At 63.1% G+C, this 15,026-nt stretch carries 18 protein-coding genes; 13 read left to right on the top strand and 5 right to left on the bottom strand.

The annotated features are described in order from the left end of the window. Positions 1–40: 40 nt before the first annotated feature. The 11 genes from ACZI8Q_RS11000 (at position 41) to ACZI8Q_RS10950 (ending at position 8,339) form a co-directional block, all read left to right on the top strand. The gene (locus tag ACZI8Q_RS11000) at positions 41–1,093 is read left to right on the top strand and encodes an ABC transporter substrate-binding protein (RefSeq protein WP_463373566.1); all 1,053 of its coding nucleotides are present in this window, start codon (positions 41–43) and stop codon (positions 1,091–1,093) included. 6 nt (positions 1,094–1,099) lie between these two features. Then, the gene (locus ACZI8Q_RS10995; RefSeq protein ID WP_463373565.1) at positions 1,100–1,942 is read left to right on the top strand and encodes an ABC transporter ATP-binding protein; all 843 of its coding nucleotides are present in this window, start codon (positions 1,100–1,102) and stop codon (positions 1,940–1,942) included. After that, positions 1,935–2,810 (top strand): ABC transporter permease, encoded by an 876-nt coding sequence (locus ACZI8Q_RS10990; protein ID WP_463373564.1) that lies wholly within the window; start codon positions 1,935–1,937, stop codon positions 2,808–2,810. Before ACZI8Q_RS10995 ends, ACZI8Q_RS10990 begins: the two co-directional genes overlap by 8 nt. Before the next feature lie 43 nt (positions 2,811–2,853). Further along, positions 2,854–4,215 (top strand): LLM class flavin-dependent oxidoreductase, encoded by a 1,362-nt coding sequence (locus tag ACZI8Q_RS10985; RefSeq protein ID WP_463373563.1) that lies wholly within the window; start codon positions 2,854–2,856, stop codon positions 4,213–4,215. Between the two features lie 31 nt (positions 4,216–4,246). Beyond that, complete coding sequence (locus ACZI8Q_RS10980) at positions 4,247–5,182, top strand: TauD/TfdA dioxygenase family protein (protein WP_463373562.1); 936 nt, start codon at positions 4,247–4,249, stop codon at positions 5,180–5,182. 41 nt (positions 5,183–5,223) lie between these two features. Continuing rightward, positions 5,224–6,162 (top strand): sulfite exporter TauE/SafE family protein, encoded by a 939-nt coding sequence (locus tag ACZI8Q_RS10975; protein ID WP_463373561.1) that lies wholly within the window; start codon positions 5,224–5,226, stop codon positions 6,160–6,162. Between the two features lie 167 nt (positions 6,163–6,329). Next, positions 6,330–6,527 (top strand): CbtB domain-containing protein, encoded by a 198-nt coding sequence (locus ACZI8Q_RS10970; protein WP_463373560.1) that lies wholly within the window; start codon positions 6,330–6,332, stop codon positions 6,525–6,527. A 63-nt stretch (positions 6,528–6,590) separates the two neighbouring features. Continuing rightward, positions 6,591–7,043, top strand: a complete 453-nt coding sequence (locus tag ACZI8Q_RS10965) for a hypothetical protein (protein ID WP_463373559.1) — start codon at positions 6,591–6,593, stop codon at positions 7,041–7,043. Beyond that, the gene (locus ACZI8Q_RS10960; RefSeq protein WP_463373558.1) at positions 7,040–7,324 is read left to right on the top strand and encodes an SH3-like domain-containing protein; all 285 of its coding nucleotides are present in this window, start codon (positions 7,040–7,042) and stop codon (positions 7,322–7,324) included. Before ACZI8Q_RS10965 ends, ACZI8Q_RS10960 begins: the two co-directional genes overlap by 4 nt. Next, positions 7,321–8,007 (top strand): thiocyanate hydrolase subunit gamma, encoded by a 687-nt coding sequence (gene scnC, locus ACZI8Q_RS10955; RefSeq protein ID WP_463373557.1) that lies wholly within the window; start codon positions 7,321–7,323, stop codon positions 8,005–8,007. The genes ACZI8Q_RS10960 and scnC overlap by 4 nt, the downstream gene beginning before the upstream one ends. Next, complete coding sequence (locus ACZI8Q_RS10950; protein WP_463373556.1) at positions 8,004–8,339, top strand: ScnB; 336 nt, start codon at positions 8,004–8,006, stop codon at positions 8,337–8,339. The genes scnC and ACZI8Q_RS10950 overlap by 4 nt, the downstream gene beginning before the upstream one ends. A 4-nt stretch (positions 8,340–8,343) precedes the next feature. Here ACZI8Q_RS10950 and ACZI8Q_RS10945 read toward each other — a convergent pair whose 3' ends face one another. Further along, entirely contained in the window at positions 8,344–8,781 is a 438-nt protein-coding gene (locus ACZI8Q_RS10945; RefSeq protein WP_463373555.1) for an OsmC family protein, read from the bottom strand. A 67-nt stretch (positions 8,782–8,848) separates the two neighbouring features. Next, positions 8,849–9,802, bottom strand: coding sequence for a helix-turn-helix transcriptional regulator (locus ACZI8Q_RS10940; protein ID WP_463373554.1), 954 nt, complete (start codon positions 9,800–9,802; stop codon positions 8,849–8,851). A 62-nt stretch (positions 9,803–9,864) separates the two neighbouring features. Between ACZI8Q_RS10940 and ACZI8Q_RS10935 the strand changes: the two genes are divergently transcribed. Beyond that, complete coding sequence (locus ACZI8Q_RS10935) at positions 9,865–10,476, top strand: TIGR03086 family metal-binding protein (RefSeq protein WP_463373553.1); 612 nt, start codon at positions 9,865–9,867, stop codon at positions 10,474–10,476. On the opposite strand, the gene ACZI8Q_RS10930 is transcribed toward ACZI8Q_RS10935, so the two are convergent. Further along, positions 10,462–11,034 (bottom strand): TetR/AcrR family transcriptional regulator, encoded by a 573-nt coding sequence (locus ACZI8Q_RS10930; RefSeq protein WP_463373552.1) that lies wholly within the window; start codon positions 11,032–11,034, stop codon positions 10,462–10,464. The two genes, ACZI8Q_RS10935 and ACZI8Q_RS10930, sit on opposite strands and share 15 nt — an antisense overlap. Before the next feature lie 65 nt (positions 11,035–11,099). Between ACZI8Q_RS10930 and ACZI8Q_RS10925 the strand changes: the two genes are divergently transcribed. Next, on the top strand, positions 11,100–11,669 hold the full coding sequence (locus ACZI8Q_RS10925) for a dihydrofolate reductase family protein (RefSeq protein ID WP_463373551.1): 570 nt from the start codon (positions 11,100–11,102) through the stop codon (positions 11,667–11,669). A gap of 64 nt (positions 11,670–11,733) precedes the next feature. On the opposite strand, the gene ACZI8Q_RS10920 is transcribed toward ACZI8Q_RS10925, so the two are convergent. Both ACZI8Q_RS10920 and ACZI8Q_RS10915 read right to left on the bottom strand, forming a co-directional pair. Continuing rightward, a complete protein-coding gene (locus ACZI8Q_RS10920) occupies positions 11,734–14,289 on the bottom strand; it encodes an ATP-dependent Clp protease ATP-binding subunit (protein ID WP_463373550.1) in 2,556 nt (851 codons plus the stop codon). A gap of 338 nt (positions 14,290–14,627) precedes the next feature. Continuing rightward, positions 14,628–14,975, bottom strand: a complete 348-nt coding sequence (locus ACZI8Q_RS10915; RefSeq protein ID WP_463373549.1) for a histone-like nucleoid-structuring protein Lsr2 — start codon at positions 14,973–14,975, stop codon at positions 14,628–14,630. Positions 14,976–15,026: the final 51 nt, after the last annotated feature.

Below are 15,026 nucleotides of genomic sequence, written 5' to 3'. Positions count from 1 at the left end.
CCCCGTCCATCAGCCATGCGCTTGAACGCTAAGGATCACAGTGAAACCCACCGCACGACACAGAACCCTCGGTCGCATCGGGCTCATCGCCGCCGTGTTGAGTCTGGTTGCCGCGTGCGGCGCAAACTCCGCATCGTCCACTCAGGACGGCGTGACCACCATCCGCTATCAGGGCTGGTCCAACCAAGTTCTGTTACCTGAGCTGGCGGAAAGCCTCGGATTCTTCGACGGCAAGGTCGACCTGAAGTGGGTGGGCAACACCTCGAGCGGACCACAAGACATCCAATCGGCCGCGACAGGATCGACGGACGTAGGCGGCGCATTCGCCGGTGCGGTCGCGAAACTGGTCTCCGCCGGCGCACCGATCACGGCAGTACTCAACTACTACGGCACCGACGAGGAGACGTTCGTCGGCTATTACGTGACCGAGGACAGCCCGATCACCCGGCCGGAAGACCTCATAGGGAAGAAGGTCGGTGTCAATACATTGGGCGGCCAGAACGAGGCCGACATCTACAACACGCTCACGAGAGCGGGACTCGACAAGTCACAGATCGACCAGGTGCAGTTGGTAACTCTCCCGCCGCCCAATCTCGAGGCCGCGTTGCGGAACGGGCAGCTCGACGCTGTCTCACTACACGGCCAGTTTCGTCTGCGCGCCGTAGCCAATGGCGGAGTGCGGCCGCTGTTCAGCAGCAAGAGCCTCTACGGCCCGATCGACGGTGGTCAGTATGTGTTTCGGAACGACTTCATCGAAGCGAACCCGGAGGGCGTCCGTGCTTTCACCACCGGCGTGGCACAGGCAATCGAATGGGCACGCACCACGCCGCGCGAGGAAGTGATCGCCAAGTTCACCGAGATCATCGAAACGCGGAAGCGGCCCAACGACGACACCTCCGTCCTCGAGTACTGGACCGGGTTCGGTGTGCCCTCCCACTACGGACAGATCACCGATGAGGACTTCACGCTGTGGGAAAACTGGCTGAAGGCCACCGGGGCGATCGATGCCCCGCTGGATGCGTCGTCCATCTACACCAACGAATACAACGACTTCGTCGACGTCGAAGCGGCGTCGGCACCTGAGGAGAAGTGATCCGCCGTGACCGCTCCGAAGATCTCCGTGCAGAACCTGACCAAAACCCTTCCCGATCGCCAGACGGGCGGCAACTTCGTTGCAGTGGAAGATATTTCCCTCACGGTCGACGAAGGTGAGTTTCTCACCCTCGTCGGGCCGAGTGGATGCGGTAAATCCACGCTGCTCGACCTCATCGGCGGGTTGACGTCGCCGACGACCGGCAGCCTCACTCTGGATGGGAGTCCGATCACCGGCCCCGGGTTGGACCGAGGCATCATCTTCCAGCAGTACGCGCTACTGCCGTGGCGCACAGCCCAGTCGAATGTGGAACTCGGGCTCGAGGCCGCCGGCTTCTTCCGACGCGAGCGGCGCGATCGGGCCCGTGAGGTCCTCACACGGGTCGGGCTCGACCGGTTCCGCGACCGCTACCCGCACGAGCTGTCGGGCGGGATGAAGCAACGTGTGGCGATCGCGCGCAGCCTGGCCTACGAGCCGAGCGTGCTGCTGATGGACGAACCTTATGCGGCTCTCGACGCACAAACCCGCGAGCTACTGCAAGACGAGCTTCTCGCCCTGTGGCGACGAACCGGCGCAACCATCGTCTTCATCACCCATGATCTCGACGAGGCCGTGTACCTGGGTCAGCGGGTAGCGGTGATGACCTCACATCCCGGCCGCATCAAGCACGTCATCGACGTCGATCTGCCAGACCCACAACCACACACGGATCTGCGTTCGACTGCCGAGTTCATCGGCTACCGCCGCCGCGTATGGAACCTGCTGCACGACGAAATCGCTGCTGCGCAGAACTTTTCGGTTCCGTCGGACAACCCGAACTCGAACAAGGAGGTGCTTTCCGTTGGTTAGCACACTGCTCACGCGGGCGGACGCCGAGGCAAGCTCGGACGCCGCATCCGAACCACCACCACAGACACCGCAGGTTCGGACCGCAAAGCCGAAGACCGGGGCGAGGACTGCCCGCATCATCGGAACCGTCACCAAGAAGTCGATCGCGATAGCTGTATTCCTGGCAGTGTGGCAGTTTGCCCCGAGCTGGGGCTGGGTGGACGAAACCTTCCTGCCTCCCGTTTCCGAGGTCGCACAGGCCTGGTGGAATCTGGCGGCAAGCGGCGAACTGTGGAAGAACGTACAGGCCAGCTTGATTCGCGCGGTATCGGGCTTCGTCATCGCTATCGCGATCGCCGTCCCCTCGGGACTGCTGATCGCATGGAATCGTCATCTGGCCGACATCCTCGGTCCCCTGCTGACACTATTCCTGAACACCGCCGCAGGTGCCCTGCTGCCGGTCTTCATCCTGGTCCTGGGCATCGGCAACACCTCCAAGATCTCGATCGTTGCGTACGCCTGCTTCTGGCCTGTGCTGTACAACACGATCAGCGGCGCAAAGAACGTCGATCCACTGCTGATCCGGTCGGCACGGTCGATCGGAATCACCGGTCCTCGCCTGTTCCAGAAGGTGATCGTTCCCGCCGCTCTGCCCACCATTTTCACCGGAATCCGTTTGTCGGGTGCGGTCTCGATTCTCGTCCTGATCACCGCGGAGTTGGTAGGCGCCAAGGCCGGCCTGGGCTATTTGATCAGCAGTTCACAGTTCAATTTCCAAATCCCGCAGATGTACGCGGGGATCGTCACCATCGCCGTCGTAGGCGTCTTCTTCAACCAGTTGCTCGTCGCCGCCGAACACCGCGCCTCGCGAGGACGCGTCGCCGGCTGACAGGCCACACCACCGCGCACTCAACGCCTTCGAAAGGGCAGACATGACTCACGCATCATCGGATCTCGCACGGACACTGCACTTGAACGCGTTCCTGATGGGCAACGGACACCACGAAGCGGCCTGGCGGCACCCCGATGCCGCACCGGAGGGGGCACTGACTGCCCAGCACTACATCCAGCTGGCGCAGACGGCTGAACGAGGCAAGCTCGACTCGATCTTCTTCGCGGATACGCTGTCCGTCGGCAACCATGTGGCGTACAACGCGCAGAACTCGCTCGAACCCATCGGGTTGCTGTCCGCGATCGCCACCCATACGAGCCGAATCGGCCTCATCGCCACCGCATCGACCACCTACAACCACCCGTATCAGCTTGCTCGGGCCTTCGCCTCACTCGATCATCTCAGTGGAGGACGCGCCGGGTGGAACATCGTCACCTCTGCCGGGGCGGACGAGGCCGACAACTTCGGTTTGGCCGGACGACCTCTGCACGAGGCCCGATACGAACGCGCCACCGAGTTCCTTCACGTCGCCCAACAGCTGTGGGACAGTTGGGATGACGACGCCCGAGTCCTGAACAAGGAGGCAGGGCGCTTCGCAGACACCGATCGAATCCACACGATCGATCATGCCGGCACACACTTCCGGGTCCGCGGGCCACTCAACGTTCCGCGTCCGGTGCAGGGTCACCCACTGCTGGTGCAAGCCGGTTCCTCGGCTGCCGGTCGCGACTACGCGGCCAAGTTCGCCGAGGCTGTTTTCACGGCACAGCAAACACTGGAAGACGCCCAAGCCTTCTACGCAGACCTGAAGGCGCGCACCACACGGCATGGCCGCACGCCCGATCAGGTCAAAATTCTCCCCGGTATCTGCCCGGTTCTCGGTACCACCGAGACGGAGACACGCGAGCGCGAAGCGAACCTGAACGCTTTGATCACTCCCGAATACGGTGTCGCCCAGCTCTCTCGCATCCTCGAGCACGACATCTCCCGTTATCGACTCGACGGCCCACTGCCCGAACTTCCCGACGAGTCGACGATCGACGGAAACAAGAGTCGCTACACCCTCGTCGTCAACCTCGCCAGGCGGGAGAACCTCACGATCCGGCAGCTGATCGCCCGACTCGCCGGTGGTCGTGGCCACCGAGTGGTGGCCGGAACACCGGAAGCGCTGGCCGACCAGATCGAACTGTGGTTCACATCCGGCGCGGCCGACGGGTTCAACATCATGCCGCCGCTACTTCCCGGTGGACTCGACGAGTTCGTCGACCAGGTTGTCCCGATTCTGCAGCAACGCGGACTGTTCCGTACCGAGTACGACGGCGAAACCCTCCGTGACCACTACGGGCTGGCACGCCCTTCCAGCCGCTTCGACACCAGTGCGCCTGCTGCGCGCGCCTCCTGAAGTATCCACAAGACCATCAAGGAAACTCACCATGACAACAGCACCCATCACCGTGACCCGCCTCGGCGCCAACATCGGGGCCCGAATCGACGGAGTACGACTCGACGCCGACCTCGACGCACCCACCGTCGATGCCATCCGGCAGGCGTTGCTGACCCACAAGGTCGTCTTCTTCCGCGATCAACACCACCTCACCGACGAAACCCAACTTCAGGTTGCCCGACTCTTCGGCGAACCCACCAAGGCACATCCCACCGTCACCTCGCGAGGCGATACGGTTCTGCCCATCGATGCCGAGTACGGCAAGGCGAACAGTTGGCACACGGACGTGACATTCATCGATCGAATCCCCGCGGCATCGATTCTGCGACCGGTGGTACTGCCTACCTATGGTGGCACCACCACCTGGGCGTCCACGGTCGCCGCTTACGATCAGCTGCCTGAACCCCTGCGGTCCCTCGTCGAGAACCTGAGGGCCGTCCACACGAATGTCTACGACTACGCCGCCCACAACCCGATCACCGACGACAGGGCAATCACCACCAACGACAGGGCAACCGAATACCGCGCCGAGTTCGAATCCACCAAGTTCGAAACCGAACACCCCGTCGTCCGGATCCACCCCGAAACCAGTGAACCGGCCCTGCTGCTGGGACACTTCGTCAACAGATTCGTCGGACTGTCCACGACCGAGTCGCGGACTTTGCTCCAGCTGCTCCAGGACCGGGTCACCAAGTTGGAGAACACGGTTCGCTGGGGCTGGTCGCCGGGCGATGTCGCCATCTGGGACAACCGCGCCACCCAGCACTACGCGGTCGCAGACTACGACGATCAACCTCGGCGGATGCACCGCATCACCCTCGCCGGTGACATACCGGTCGCTCGCAATGGTGAGCACAGTCGCGTCATCAGCGGAGACGCATCGCACTACTCGTCGATCGCCGAACCAGCCCTTGCCAACGCGTGACGGTCGCCGCAACGAATCACGAAAGGAAATAGGGCAACACAATGCCTAGTTTGATTTTGATCGCCCTCGCCGGTTTCGCAGGACAGATGGTTGACGGTGCGCTGGGTATGGCATTCGGCGTCACCTCCACCACCGTGCTTCTCGCTGCCGGAGTGACCCCGGCAATCGCATCGGCCAGCACACATCTGGCAGAGCTGGGTACAACACTCGCCTCGGGTGCCGCACATTGGAAGTTCGGAAACATCGACTGGGGCAAGATCGGGTGGTTGGCGGTGCCCGGCGGCATTGCCGCGTTCTTCGGGGCCACCTTCCTGGTATCGCTACCCACCGACGCCGCCAAGCCCATCGTGGGAGTCATCCTTTTCGGGTTGGGCACCTACATCCTCGTTCGCTTCGCCTTCGACCGCGGTGGATCGGTGACGCGCATCCGCAACCTGCCACGCGGATTTCTCGTTCCGCTCGGGGTCATTGCCGGATTCATGGATGCGGTCGGTGGCGGCGGATGGGGCCCGGTCGGGTCGTCCACGCTACTTGCCTCACGACGGATGGAACCACGCAAGGTGGTCGGAACCATGGCAGCCGGCGAATTCATCGTCACGGTCGGGGCCAGTGCCGGCTTTTTGTTCGGGCTCAGCTCGGAGGACATACCGTTCCGCGTCGCCGGAGCGCTGCTCGTCGGCGGAGTCATCGCCGCCCCTGTTGCGGCATGGATCGTCGGCCGTCTCAACGCACGAGTAATCGGCACGCTGGTCGGCGGCATCATCATCCTGACCAACACCAAGGCGTTCCTCGAGGCACTCGGCCTGGACGGACTCGTCAACCCCGTCGTCTACGGCATATTGGCCCTCGGGTGGGCGGTTGCGGTCAGCATCGCCGTTCACGGCACGCGTCGACAAGCACAACGCCCAGTCGACACCGAAACCGATACCGGCGACCTCGTCGGCGCGGAAGCTACAGAAGAACAACCACAGCGGGCCTGACCCACGGATCGAAGGGCTTTGCTCGAAGCCCCGTTTGCCGTTCCAGACGGCAAACGGGGCTTGGTCCGTGTAGCGAGGGCGCCCGAATCTGTTCCATCCGACAGGGCCCGAAGAGTAACGTCGAATGTGCCGGGTGACCGCCCGGCGGTCACCCGCAGGGGGCTTAAATGACTCTGGCCTATTCGCCGAACCGGCCGATCACCGACACCATCGGCATCGCACTGTTCGCGGTGGGTGCCGTTCTGCTGGCGTTACTCACTCTGTACCTGGTCGGGTTCGATCAGGGGGCAATCTCTCGCAGCGGCATGTTCATGCACGAACTCATGCACGACGGTCGGCACCTCCTGGGCTTGCCCTGCCACTGACATTGCCCTGTCACTGACCCGGTGAGTGCGCGTCGCTGAACTACTCTTCGAGCGGAGAGAAAGATGGGTACGCAATCCACCCGAGCCGCATTCGATTCGGTCTCGGACCACGTTGCCGAGTACAACCCCGTGCGTGGAGAGTCCCTCGACTCCCCGTACGAGCTGTCCAACAGCTCTTTCGACGCGTTACGGCACGTCGTTCACGATGTGGGCGGCCAACCGGCACTCCCTGTCGAATACAAGGAGAAGGTCGAAGAAGACTGGGAGATGAACACTTACGTCACCTGCGAATGTTTGGGGTGGCGGGGCGTGTGGAACTCCGAGGAACGACGCCGAGCCGAAAACGATCTCGGTGCCACGTTGTATTTCGGGCTTCCCTATTACGCACGGTGGATCACCGTCGCCGCCAAGACACTCGTCGAAAAAGGTGCCATCACACCAGACGAGCTCTCCGCCAAGATCGACGAGGTTCGCGCGCGAATGCGCGAGGCGACACTGCACGAGGACAAGTCATGAGAAAGTTCGAAATCGGTGATCGCGTCACCGTTCGTGACACCACGTCCATGTTCCATACCCGCACCCAGGCATTCATTCGCGGTCACACCGGAGTGATCGTCGAGCACCGCCCGGAATGGGTGATCCCGGAGGACGAGGCCTGGGGCCGGGACGACGGCCGTAAAGAGCCCTTCTACGTGGTGCGCTTCAAGCAGACAGACCTGTGGGATCGATACACCGGTTTCGATGTCGACACTTTGGAAACAGAATGTTCGCAGCGATGGCTGGAGGCGGCTACATGAGCGGTGCACACGACGATCACACCCCGATCCGGGCATCGGAGGAGATCAGCGAGTTCGAAATCCTCGAAGCGGCGATCCGTGAGCTGTCGATCGAGAAGGGGCTCTTCTCGTCGGAGGATCACCGACGATTCTCGGAGTGGGCGGAATCGGTCGGACCGTCCGGCGGTTCGCGTCTCGTCGCCAAAGCGTGGGTCGATCCGGAATTCAAGAAGCGTCTGCTCGAAGACGGAACCGAGACCTGCAAAGAGGTCGGTATCGACTGGCGCGACCCCACCGGCTCCGGAACGCCCAGTGACTACACCTACTTCTATGTCCTCGAGAACACCCCGAAGGTGCACAACGTCATCGTCTGCACCTTGTGCTCCTGCTACCCCCGGCCGGTCCTCGGCATGTCCCCCGATTGGTACCGAACGCCCAACTACCGACGACGCATGGTCCGGTGGCCCCGCGAGGTGATCGCCGAATTCGGATTGCATTTCCCGCCGGACGTGGAAGTGCGGGTGCATGATTCGAATCAGAAGTCACGGTTCATGGTGATGCCGATGCGTCCCGAAGGGACCGAGGACTGGACCGAGGAGCAGTTGGCCCAGATCGTCACCCGCGACACCATGATCGGGGTCGCATTGCCGCAGACGGACTGGACGGCGAGCGGTGCCCCGTCCGGCGCGGGAGTTCCGTCATGACCACCAGCAGTGGGTACGACGTCATCTTCGAGACACTCACCCCCGAATCGACACGGACCGACGCCACGCTCCCCGACCTGGACCGCAAACCGGACCCGTGGGAGTCGAGCATGCAGGCAACCTGCGAATGCCTCTCCTGGCGAGGCGCTTTCGACAATCTCGAACGGCGACGCACAGAGGACGACCTGGGTGAAACCGTGTACCGCGACTTCCCCGTCCACACTCGATCCGTGGTGACCACCACCCACGTGCTGCTCGACCGGGGCGTGATCAGTCAGGACGAACTACGGGCGAAAATCGACGAAGTGCGGCGACGGTTTCACCGCAAGTAGACCGTCAGGATTCGAGCGCGGCGTCGAGCGTGATCTCGACACCGGTGAGCGCCTTGCTGACCGGGCACGACTCCTTGGCGGCCTGCGCCACTTTCGCAAACCCGTCTGCGTCGAGACCGTCGACCTCACCCCGGACCGACAACGTGATACCGGTCAGCTTGAATCCGGGGTCGTCGGGACCGAGGGACACGTCGGCTTTCACATCGAGAGCTTGCGGGGTTCCACCGGCCTCCGCGATCAGGGCGGACAGTTGCATGGCGTAGCACGATGCGTGCGCGGCGGCGATCAGTTCCTCCGGGCTGGTCGTCCCACCGGCGTCGTCGGCGGCGCGCTTCGGAAACGAGACGTCGAACGTGGCGGCGCCCGAGCTGGTGAGCTCTACCTGGCCGCTCCCCTCCTCGAGTGAACCGTTCCATGCTGTACGTGCGGTACGTGTCGGCATTGCGGAGCCCCTTCTCATCGATTGACAGGTCTACTACCGAACCTACGCGCACGGTCGACTGGCCGTGTCAGGTCGTGTCATGAAGTTCCCCCATCCGGCGCGCCCGCGCAGCGATCTCGGCACGCACCTCCTGCGGCCCCAGCAACTCCGCTCGGCCCCCGAGCGCCCATAGGGCAGCTCCGACATGCCCGACGTCCGCGAATATCGCGTGCGCAATGATCCACCCGTCCTCGCCCGGGACGAGGGACTGTACCGCCACGGCCCTCGCCTGTAACTGCTCCTGCGCTGCAGAGCTCACCCGAAGCTCGACGCTCAGCGGCACGTGACCGGCACGGAACTTCGAACGCCGACGCTGCCAGAGGGCCTGCAAGTCGATATCGGCTGGTCGAGCCGCGGGTTCGTCCATGAGCTGTGCCTCGGACAGCCGATCGAGGCGATACGTCCGCTCGTCACCGTGGTCGCGCGCCACGAGATACCAGTGCCCCGCCGCATTGATCAGACCCTCCGGGTCGATTGTGCGCCAGGTAGGCTCGCGTCCGCGCGAGGCATAGAGAATCCGCAACCGTTGCCCCAAGAACACCGCTTGCTGCACCAAGCCCAGGTGTTCGTTCCGCTCGACATCGCGAAACCATCCGTCCTGGGTGACATAGATGCGCTCTGCCAGCTTGCCGGCCGCCGCGCGATGCGCATCCGGCATTGCCGCCACCACTTTTCGCATCGCCGACGCGAAAGCGGGCGCCATACCCAACGACTCGGATGTGGCTGCCGACCCCGCGGCGAGCAGCGCTTTGGCCTCGTCGGCGGTAAGTCCGGTCAGGTCGGTGGTGAAGCCGGGAAGGAGTTCGAATCCGCCGTCACGACCTCGTTCTGCGAAGACCGGAATACCGGAGGTCGACAGCGCGTCGATATCGCGTAGCACGGTGCGGGTGGACACTTCCAGTTCCCGCGCGAGCGCCGAGGCGGACATCCGACCACGATTGCGCAACAACAGAACAAGAGACAGAAGCCGGTCAGCACGCATATCGAAAGTCTGCCAAAAATATACGACACAAGATGTCATGTATCCCGACCAGGATCGATTTCATGACACAGACAACGACGCACACAGATCCCCGCCCCCTCTACCGCGATGCACTCGTTTGGGTCGCGAAACTGATCAGCGGGGCCAAGCCTGACCAGTTCGACTCGCCCACCCCCTGCCCGGAATTCGATGTCCGCACCCTGCTCGGACACCTCGTTGCCACTGTCGAACGCGCTCGCGTCATCGGCGAAGGCTGCGAGGCCGGTTCGATCCCGCTGGTCATGGAAGGAATCGACGATCCCGACTACGCCGGCGCCTACCAATCGGCCATCAGGCGCATGTGGACGGTCTGGAACGACGACACCCTCCTCGACGCCGAGGTGAGACCCCCGTGGGGCAAGGTCCCCGGCAGAGGTGCAATTGCGGGTTATCTCAACGAGACACTGGTGCACGGCTGGGATCTCGCAGTCGCAACCGGACAGGAGTCCGAGGCCGACCCCGCGATTGCCGAGGCGGCGTTGGGCATGGCCCAGGCGATGATTCCGGCGTCGCCGCGCGGCGACTTCATGCCCTTTGCCGAAGTCGTGAATTCGGCGCCCGATGCCGGACCGACCGAACGGTTGGCGAACTGGTCCGGCCACAGTCGCAGGCTGAGGGCGTCATCGCGGCAGTGAGCGCTCCACGGCCGCCGCGACGAGGCGATCGAAGTGGGCCTCGTCGTGCAAGTCGGGCAGGGTCAGCCGGTCCACGATCATCCAATTGAGGGCCGAATCCAGCAGTTCCACAGTGGTGGCGTCGCCCGGCATGCCGGATGCGAGGTGCTGCTCGATGTTGAGATCGAGGTCCGCCCGCACCCGTCCCCCCAGAACGCGGCGAAGTTCCGGGCGGCGCGTCGCCTCGAGTCTGAGTTCGAGCAACGCGAGAAAGCCAGTACGGAAGGTCGCAACACGCTCGACGGTCTCGCGCATCAATCGCGTCAGGTGTGCGATGTCGTGCGCCCCGTGCGCAAGATCGTCGAATACCTCACCGGCCGGGACGAGCCGCTCGTAGATACGTCCACCCGACTGGGTCAACAGATCGTCGCGATTGGCGAAGTAGTTGGAGGCCGTTCCGGTCGGAACCTCAGCCCTTGCATCGACTGCCCGGAAGGTGAGACCTCGCGCACCTTCGTCGGCCAATACCTCGATCGCCGCGTCCACGAGCGCCGCTCGACGTTCAGGATTCTTTCGCACTTGACACCACTCCATTCGTAGTACATAGTCGCAACTACAGTCAGAGTACTACGATTGGAGTGGTCATGCGAAGCCTCGTATACTACGTCGGCTCCACCCTCGACGGCTACATCGCCGGACCACAGGAGGAAGTGGACTTCTTCCCGGTCTCGGAGCAGATGTCCACCTGGATCAACGAGCGCTATCCCGACACCGTGCCAACGCACCTCCGGGGACCGTTCGGGCTCGCAGGCGAGAAGAACCGAGCATTCGACACGGTTGTCATGGGACGCAGCACCTACGACCCGGCCCTGTCCATCGGAGTCACCAGTCCGTACGCGCACCTTCGTCAGTACGTGGTGTCGAAAACCCTCGGTGAATCCGCCGATCCAGCTGTTACCGTCTCGACCGACCCGGTCGAACTGATACACACGCTCAAAGAAGAGTCCGGACTCGATATCTGGCTCGCCGGCGGCGGCAAGCTCGCGGGTGCACTGCTCGACGAGATCGACGAGATGATCATCAAGCGATACCCCGTCGTCGTGGGCTCGGGTATCCCTGTGTTCGACGGAGACTTCAGCCCGACCATGTTCCACCCGACGAAATCTGAACAGTTCGACAACGGCGCGGTGGTCACCTGGTTGAGCCGAACCTGATCCCCGGAACGAACGAGAAGGGGCCACCAGCAAGACGCTGGTGGCCCCTTCTCGTTGCCTGGTGTCAGGACTCCTGGCTGGTGTTGCTTTCACCCTCGCCCGAAGTGCTCGACAGCACGGACTCCGGCGAATCCGGAACCTCGACCGGCTTCTCGCTCGGCGAGAACGTGAACTTGGCGTCCTCGCCCTGGCCTTCACCGTCCCAGTTCTCGACGTCGACGAGCACGATCTGGCCGGGTCCGATCTCACCGAAGAGGATCTTCTCCGAGAGTTGGTCCTCGATCTCACGCTGGATGGTGCGACGTAGCGGACGCGCACCCAGCACCGGATCGAACCCACGCTTGGCGAGAAGAGACTTCGCCTTGTCGGTGATCTCGATGGCCATGTCCTTGTTCTTCAGCGCCGCTTCGACGCGCGTGATCATCAGATCCACCATCTCGACGATCTGTTCGGTGGTGAGCTGGTGGAACACGACGATGTCGTCGATACGGTTGAGGAACTCGGGCCTGAAGTGCTTCTTCAGCTCGTCGTTGACCTTGAGCTTCATCCGCTCGTAGTTGGACTCGTCGCCCTTGCCGGTGGTGAAGCCCAGCCCCACGGCCTTGGAAATATCCGACGTACCGAGGTTCGAGGTGAAGATGAGCACCGTGTTCTTGAAGTCCACGGTCCGGCCCTGACCATCGGTGAGACGGCCGTCTTCGAGCACCTGCAGGAGCGTGTTGTAGATCTCCTGGTGCGCCTTCTCGATCTCGTCGAACAGAACCACACTGAACGGCTTGCGGCGCACCTTCTCGGTGAGCTGGCCGCCCTCTTCGTAACCGACGTACCCGGGAGGGGCACCGAACAGTCGCGAAGCGGTGAAGCGGTCGTGGAACTCACCCATGTCGATCTGGATCAGGGCGTCGTCCTCGCCGAACAGGAAGTTGGCGAGCGACTTCGCGAGCTCGGTCTTACCGACACCGGACGGGCCGGCGAAGATGAACGAACCGGACGGGCGCTTCGGATCCTTCAGCCCGGCACGGGTACGACGGATGGCCTTCGCCACCGCCTTGACCGCGTCTTCCTGACCGATGATCCGCTTGTGCAGCTCCTCCTCCATGCGGAGCAGACGGGTGGTCTCCTCCTCCGTGAGCTTGAAGACGGGGATGCCGGTCCAGTTGCCGAGGACCTCCGCGATCTGCTCGTCGTCGACCTCTGCGATCACATCGAGGTCGCCGCTGCGCCACTGCTTCTCCCGCTCCGCGCGCTGCCCGACGAGGGTCTTCTCCTTGTCGCGCAGGTTCGCAGCCTTCTCGAAGTCCTGTGCGTCGATCGCCGACTCCTTCTCACGGCGGGCATCGGCGATCTTGTCGTCGAACTCGCGCAGGTCCGGCGGCGCGGTCATCCGGCGGATGCGCATCCGGGCACCGGCCTCGTCGATGAGGTCGATCGCCTTGTCCGGCAAGAAGCGGTCGTTGATGTAGCGATCCGCGAGGGTGGCCGCCGCGACGAGAGCGCCGTCGGTGATCGACACACGGTGGTGTGCCTCGTAACGGTCGCGCAGACCCTTGAGGATCTCGATGGTGTGATCGACGGACGGCTCACCGACCTGAACCGGCTGGAAGCGACGCTCGAGCGCAGCATCCTTCTCGATGTACTTGCGGTACTCGTCGAGGGTGGTGGCGCCGATGGTCTGCAGCTCACCGCGAGCCAGCTTGGGCTTGAGAATCGAGGCCGCGTCGATGGCACCCTCGGCAGCTCCCGCACCCACGAGCGTGTGCAGCTCGTCGATGAACAAGATGATGTCGCCGCGAGTGTTGATCTCCTTGAGGACTTTCTTCAGGCGTTCCTCGAAATCACCACGGTAGCGGCTGCCGGCCACGAGCGACCCGAGGTCGAGCGTGTAGAGCTGCTTGTCTTTGAGAGTCTCCGGGACCTCGCCGTTGACGATGGCCTGCGCAAGACCCTCCACGACGGCGGTCTTACCGACACCGGGCTCACCGATGAGGACCGGGTTGTTCTTGGTACGGCGCGACAGCACCTGCATGACCCGCTCGATTTCCTTCGAGCGGCCGATGACCGGGTCGAGTTTGCCCTCGATGGCGGCCTGCGTGAGGTTGCGGCCGAACTGATCGAGCACGAGCGATGTCGACGGGGTTCCCGACTCGCCGCGGGCGCCGCCGGCTTCGGCCGGCTCCTTGCCCTGGTAGCCGGAGAGCAGCTGGATGACCTGCTGACGCACTCGGTTGAGGTCGGCACCGAGCTTGACCAGCACCTGGGCTGCAACGCCCTCGCCCTCCCGGATGAGGCCGAGCAGGATGTGCTCCGTGCCTATGTAGTTGTGTCCGAGCTGCAGCGCTTCACGCAGGCTGAGCTCGAGGACTTTCTTGGCGCGCGGCGTGAAGGGAATGTGACCGGACGGGGCCTGCTGACCCTGACCGATGATCTCTTCGACCTGGCTGCGCACTCCTTCGAGGGAGATGCCCAACGACTCCAGCGACTTGGCGGCGACACCTTCGCCCTCGTGAATGAGGCCGAGCAGGATGTGCTCCGTACCGATGTAGTTGTGGTTGAGCATCCTGGCTTCTTCTTGAGCCAGGACAACAACGCGCCGTGCGCGATCGGTGAACCTCTCGAACATCGCTCTCCCTCACACTTTCCGACGACCGATCACGAGACCGGGTGTCTCGTCTCCGTCCGCCGCGTTTCGCTCCGGCACAAATAGCGGATGGCCTCGAACCTTCGACGGTTCCACGACCCCACTTCACACTGTAGTGGGCCGCACATCCAATGGGTGCCCCTCCATCCGGATCGACGGAGCTTCTGCGGCGTTCACTTGAATCAACGCCGCAGCTAGAGCAAACGTTTCCCCCTACCTGTACGCCGGGAGCGAACAAGGGCACGGGCCTGTGCGTGGCCAACGAGTACCGAGACTCGTGGGCCACGCACAGGCGGCTCCGCCCTGTGCACAGTTAACTCTCAGTTGGCGTTGTTGTATGCCTCGATGATTTCTGCGGAGATACGTCCGCGCGCAGAAACCTTTTTGTTGTTCTTACGCGCCCAGTCACGAATCGCCGCACTTTGTTCGCGGTCCACCATTGCGCGGGCTTTTCCGACGGCGCCGGCCGCGCCCTTGCCACGCTTACGCGCAGCGACCTTGCGCGCATTCGAAACCCACACGTCGAGCTCATCGCGCAATTTCGCAGCATTCTCCGCGGACAGGTCGATCTCGTAGTGCGTTCCGTCCAGCCCGAACTCGACGGTCTCGTCTGCCGACTTATTCGAATCGACATCGTCGATCAAAGTGACGGTGACCTTTTTAGCCATGGATCCAATTCCTCTCGAATGAAACGGCACTACGGCTGTGTCCGCCCACGA

Source organism: Rhodococcus quanlei, assembly GCF_055231015.1.
Note: the sequence above shows the minus strand (reverse complement) of the source record. Positions and strands in the feature narration are given on the sequence as shown.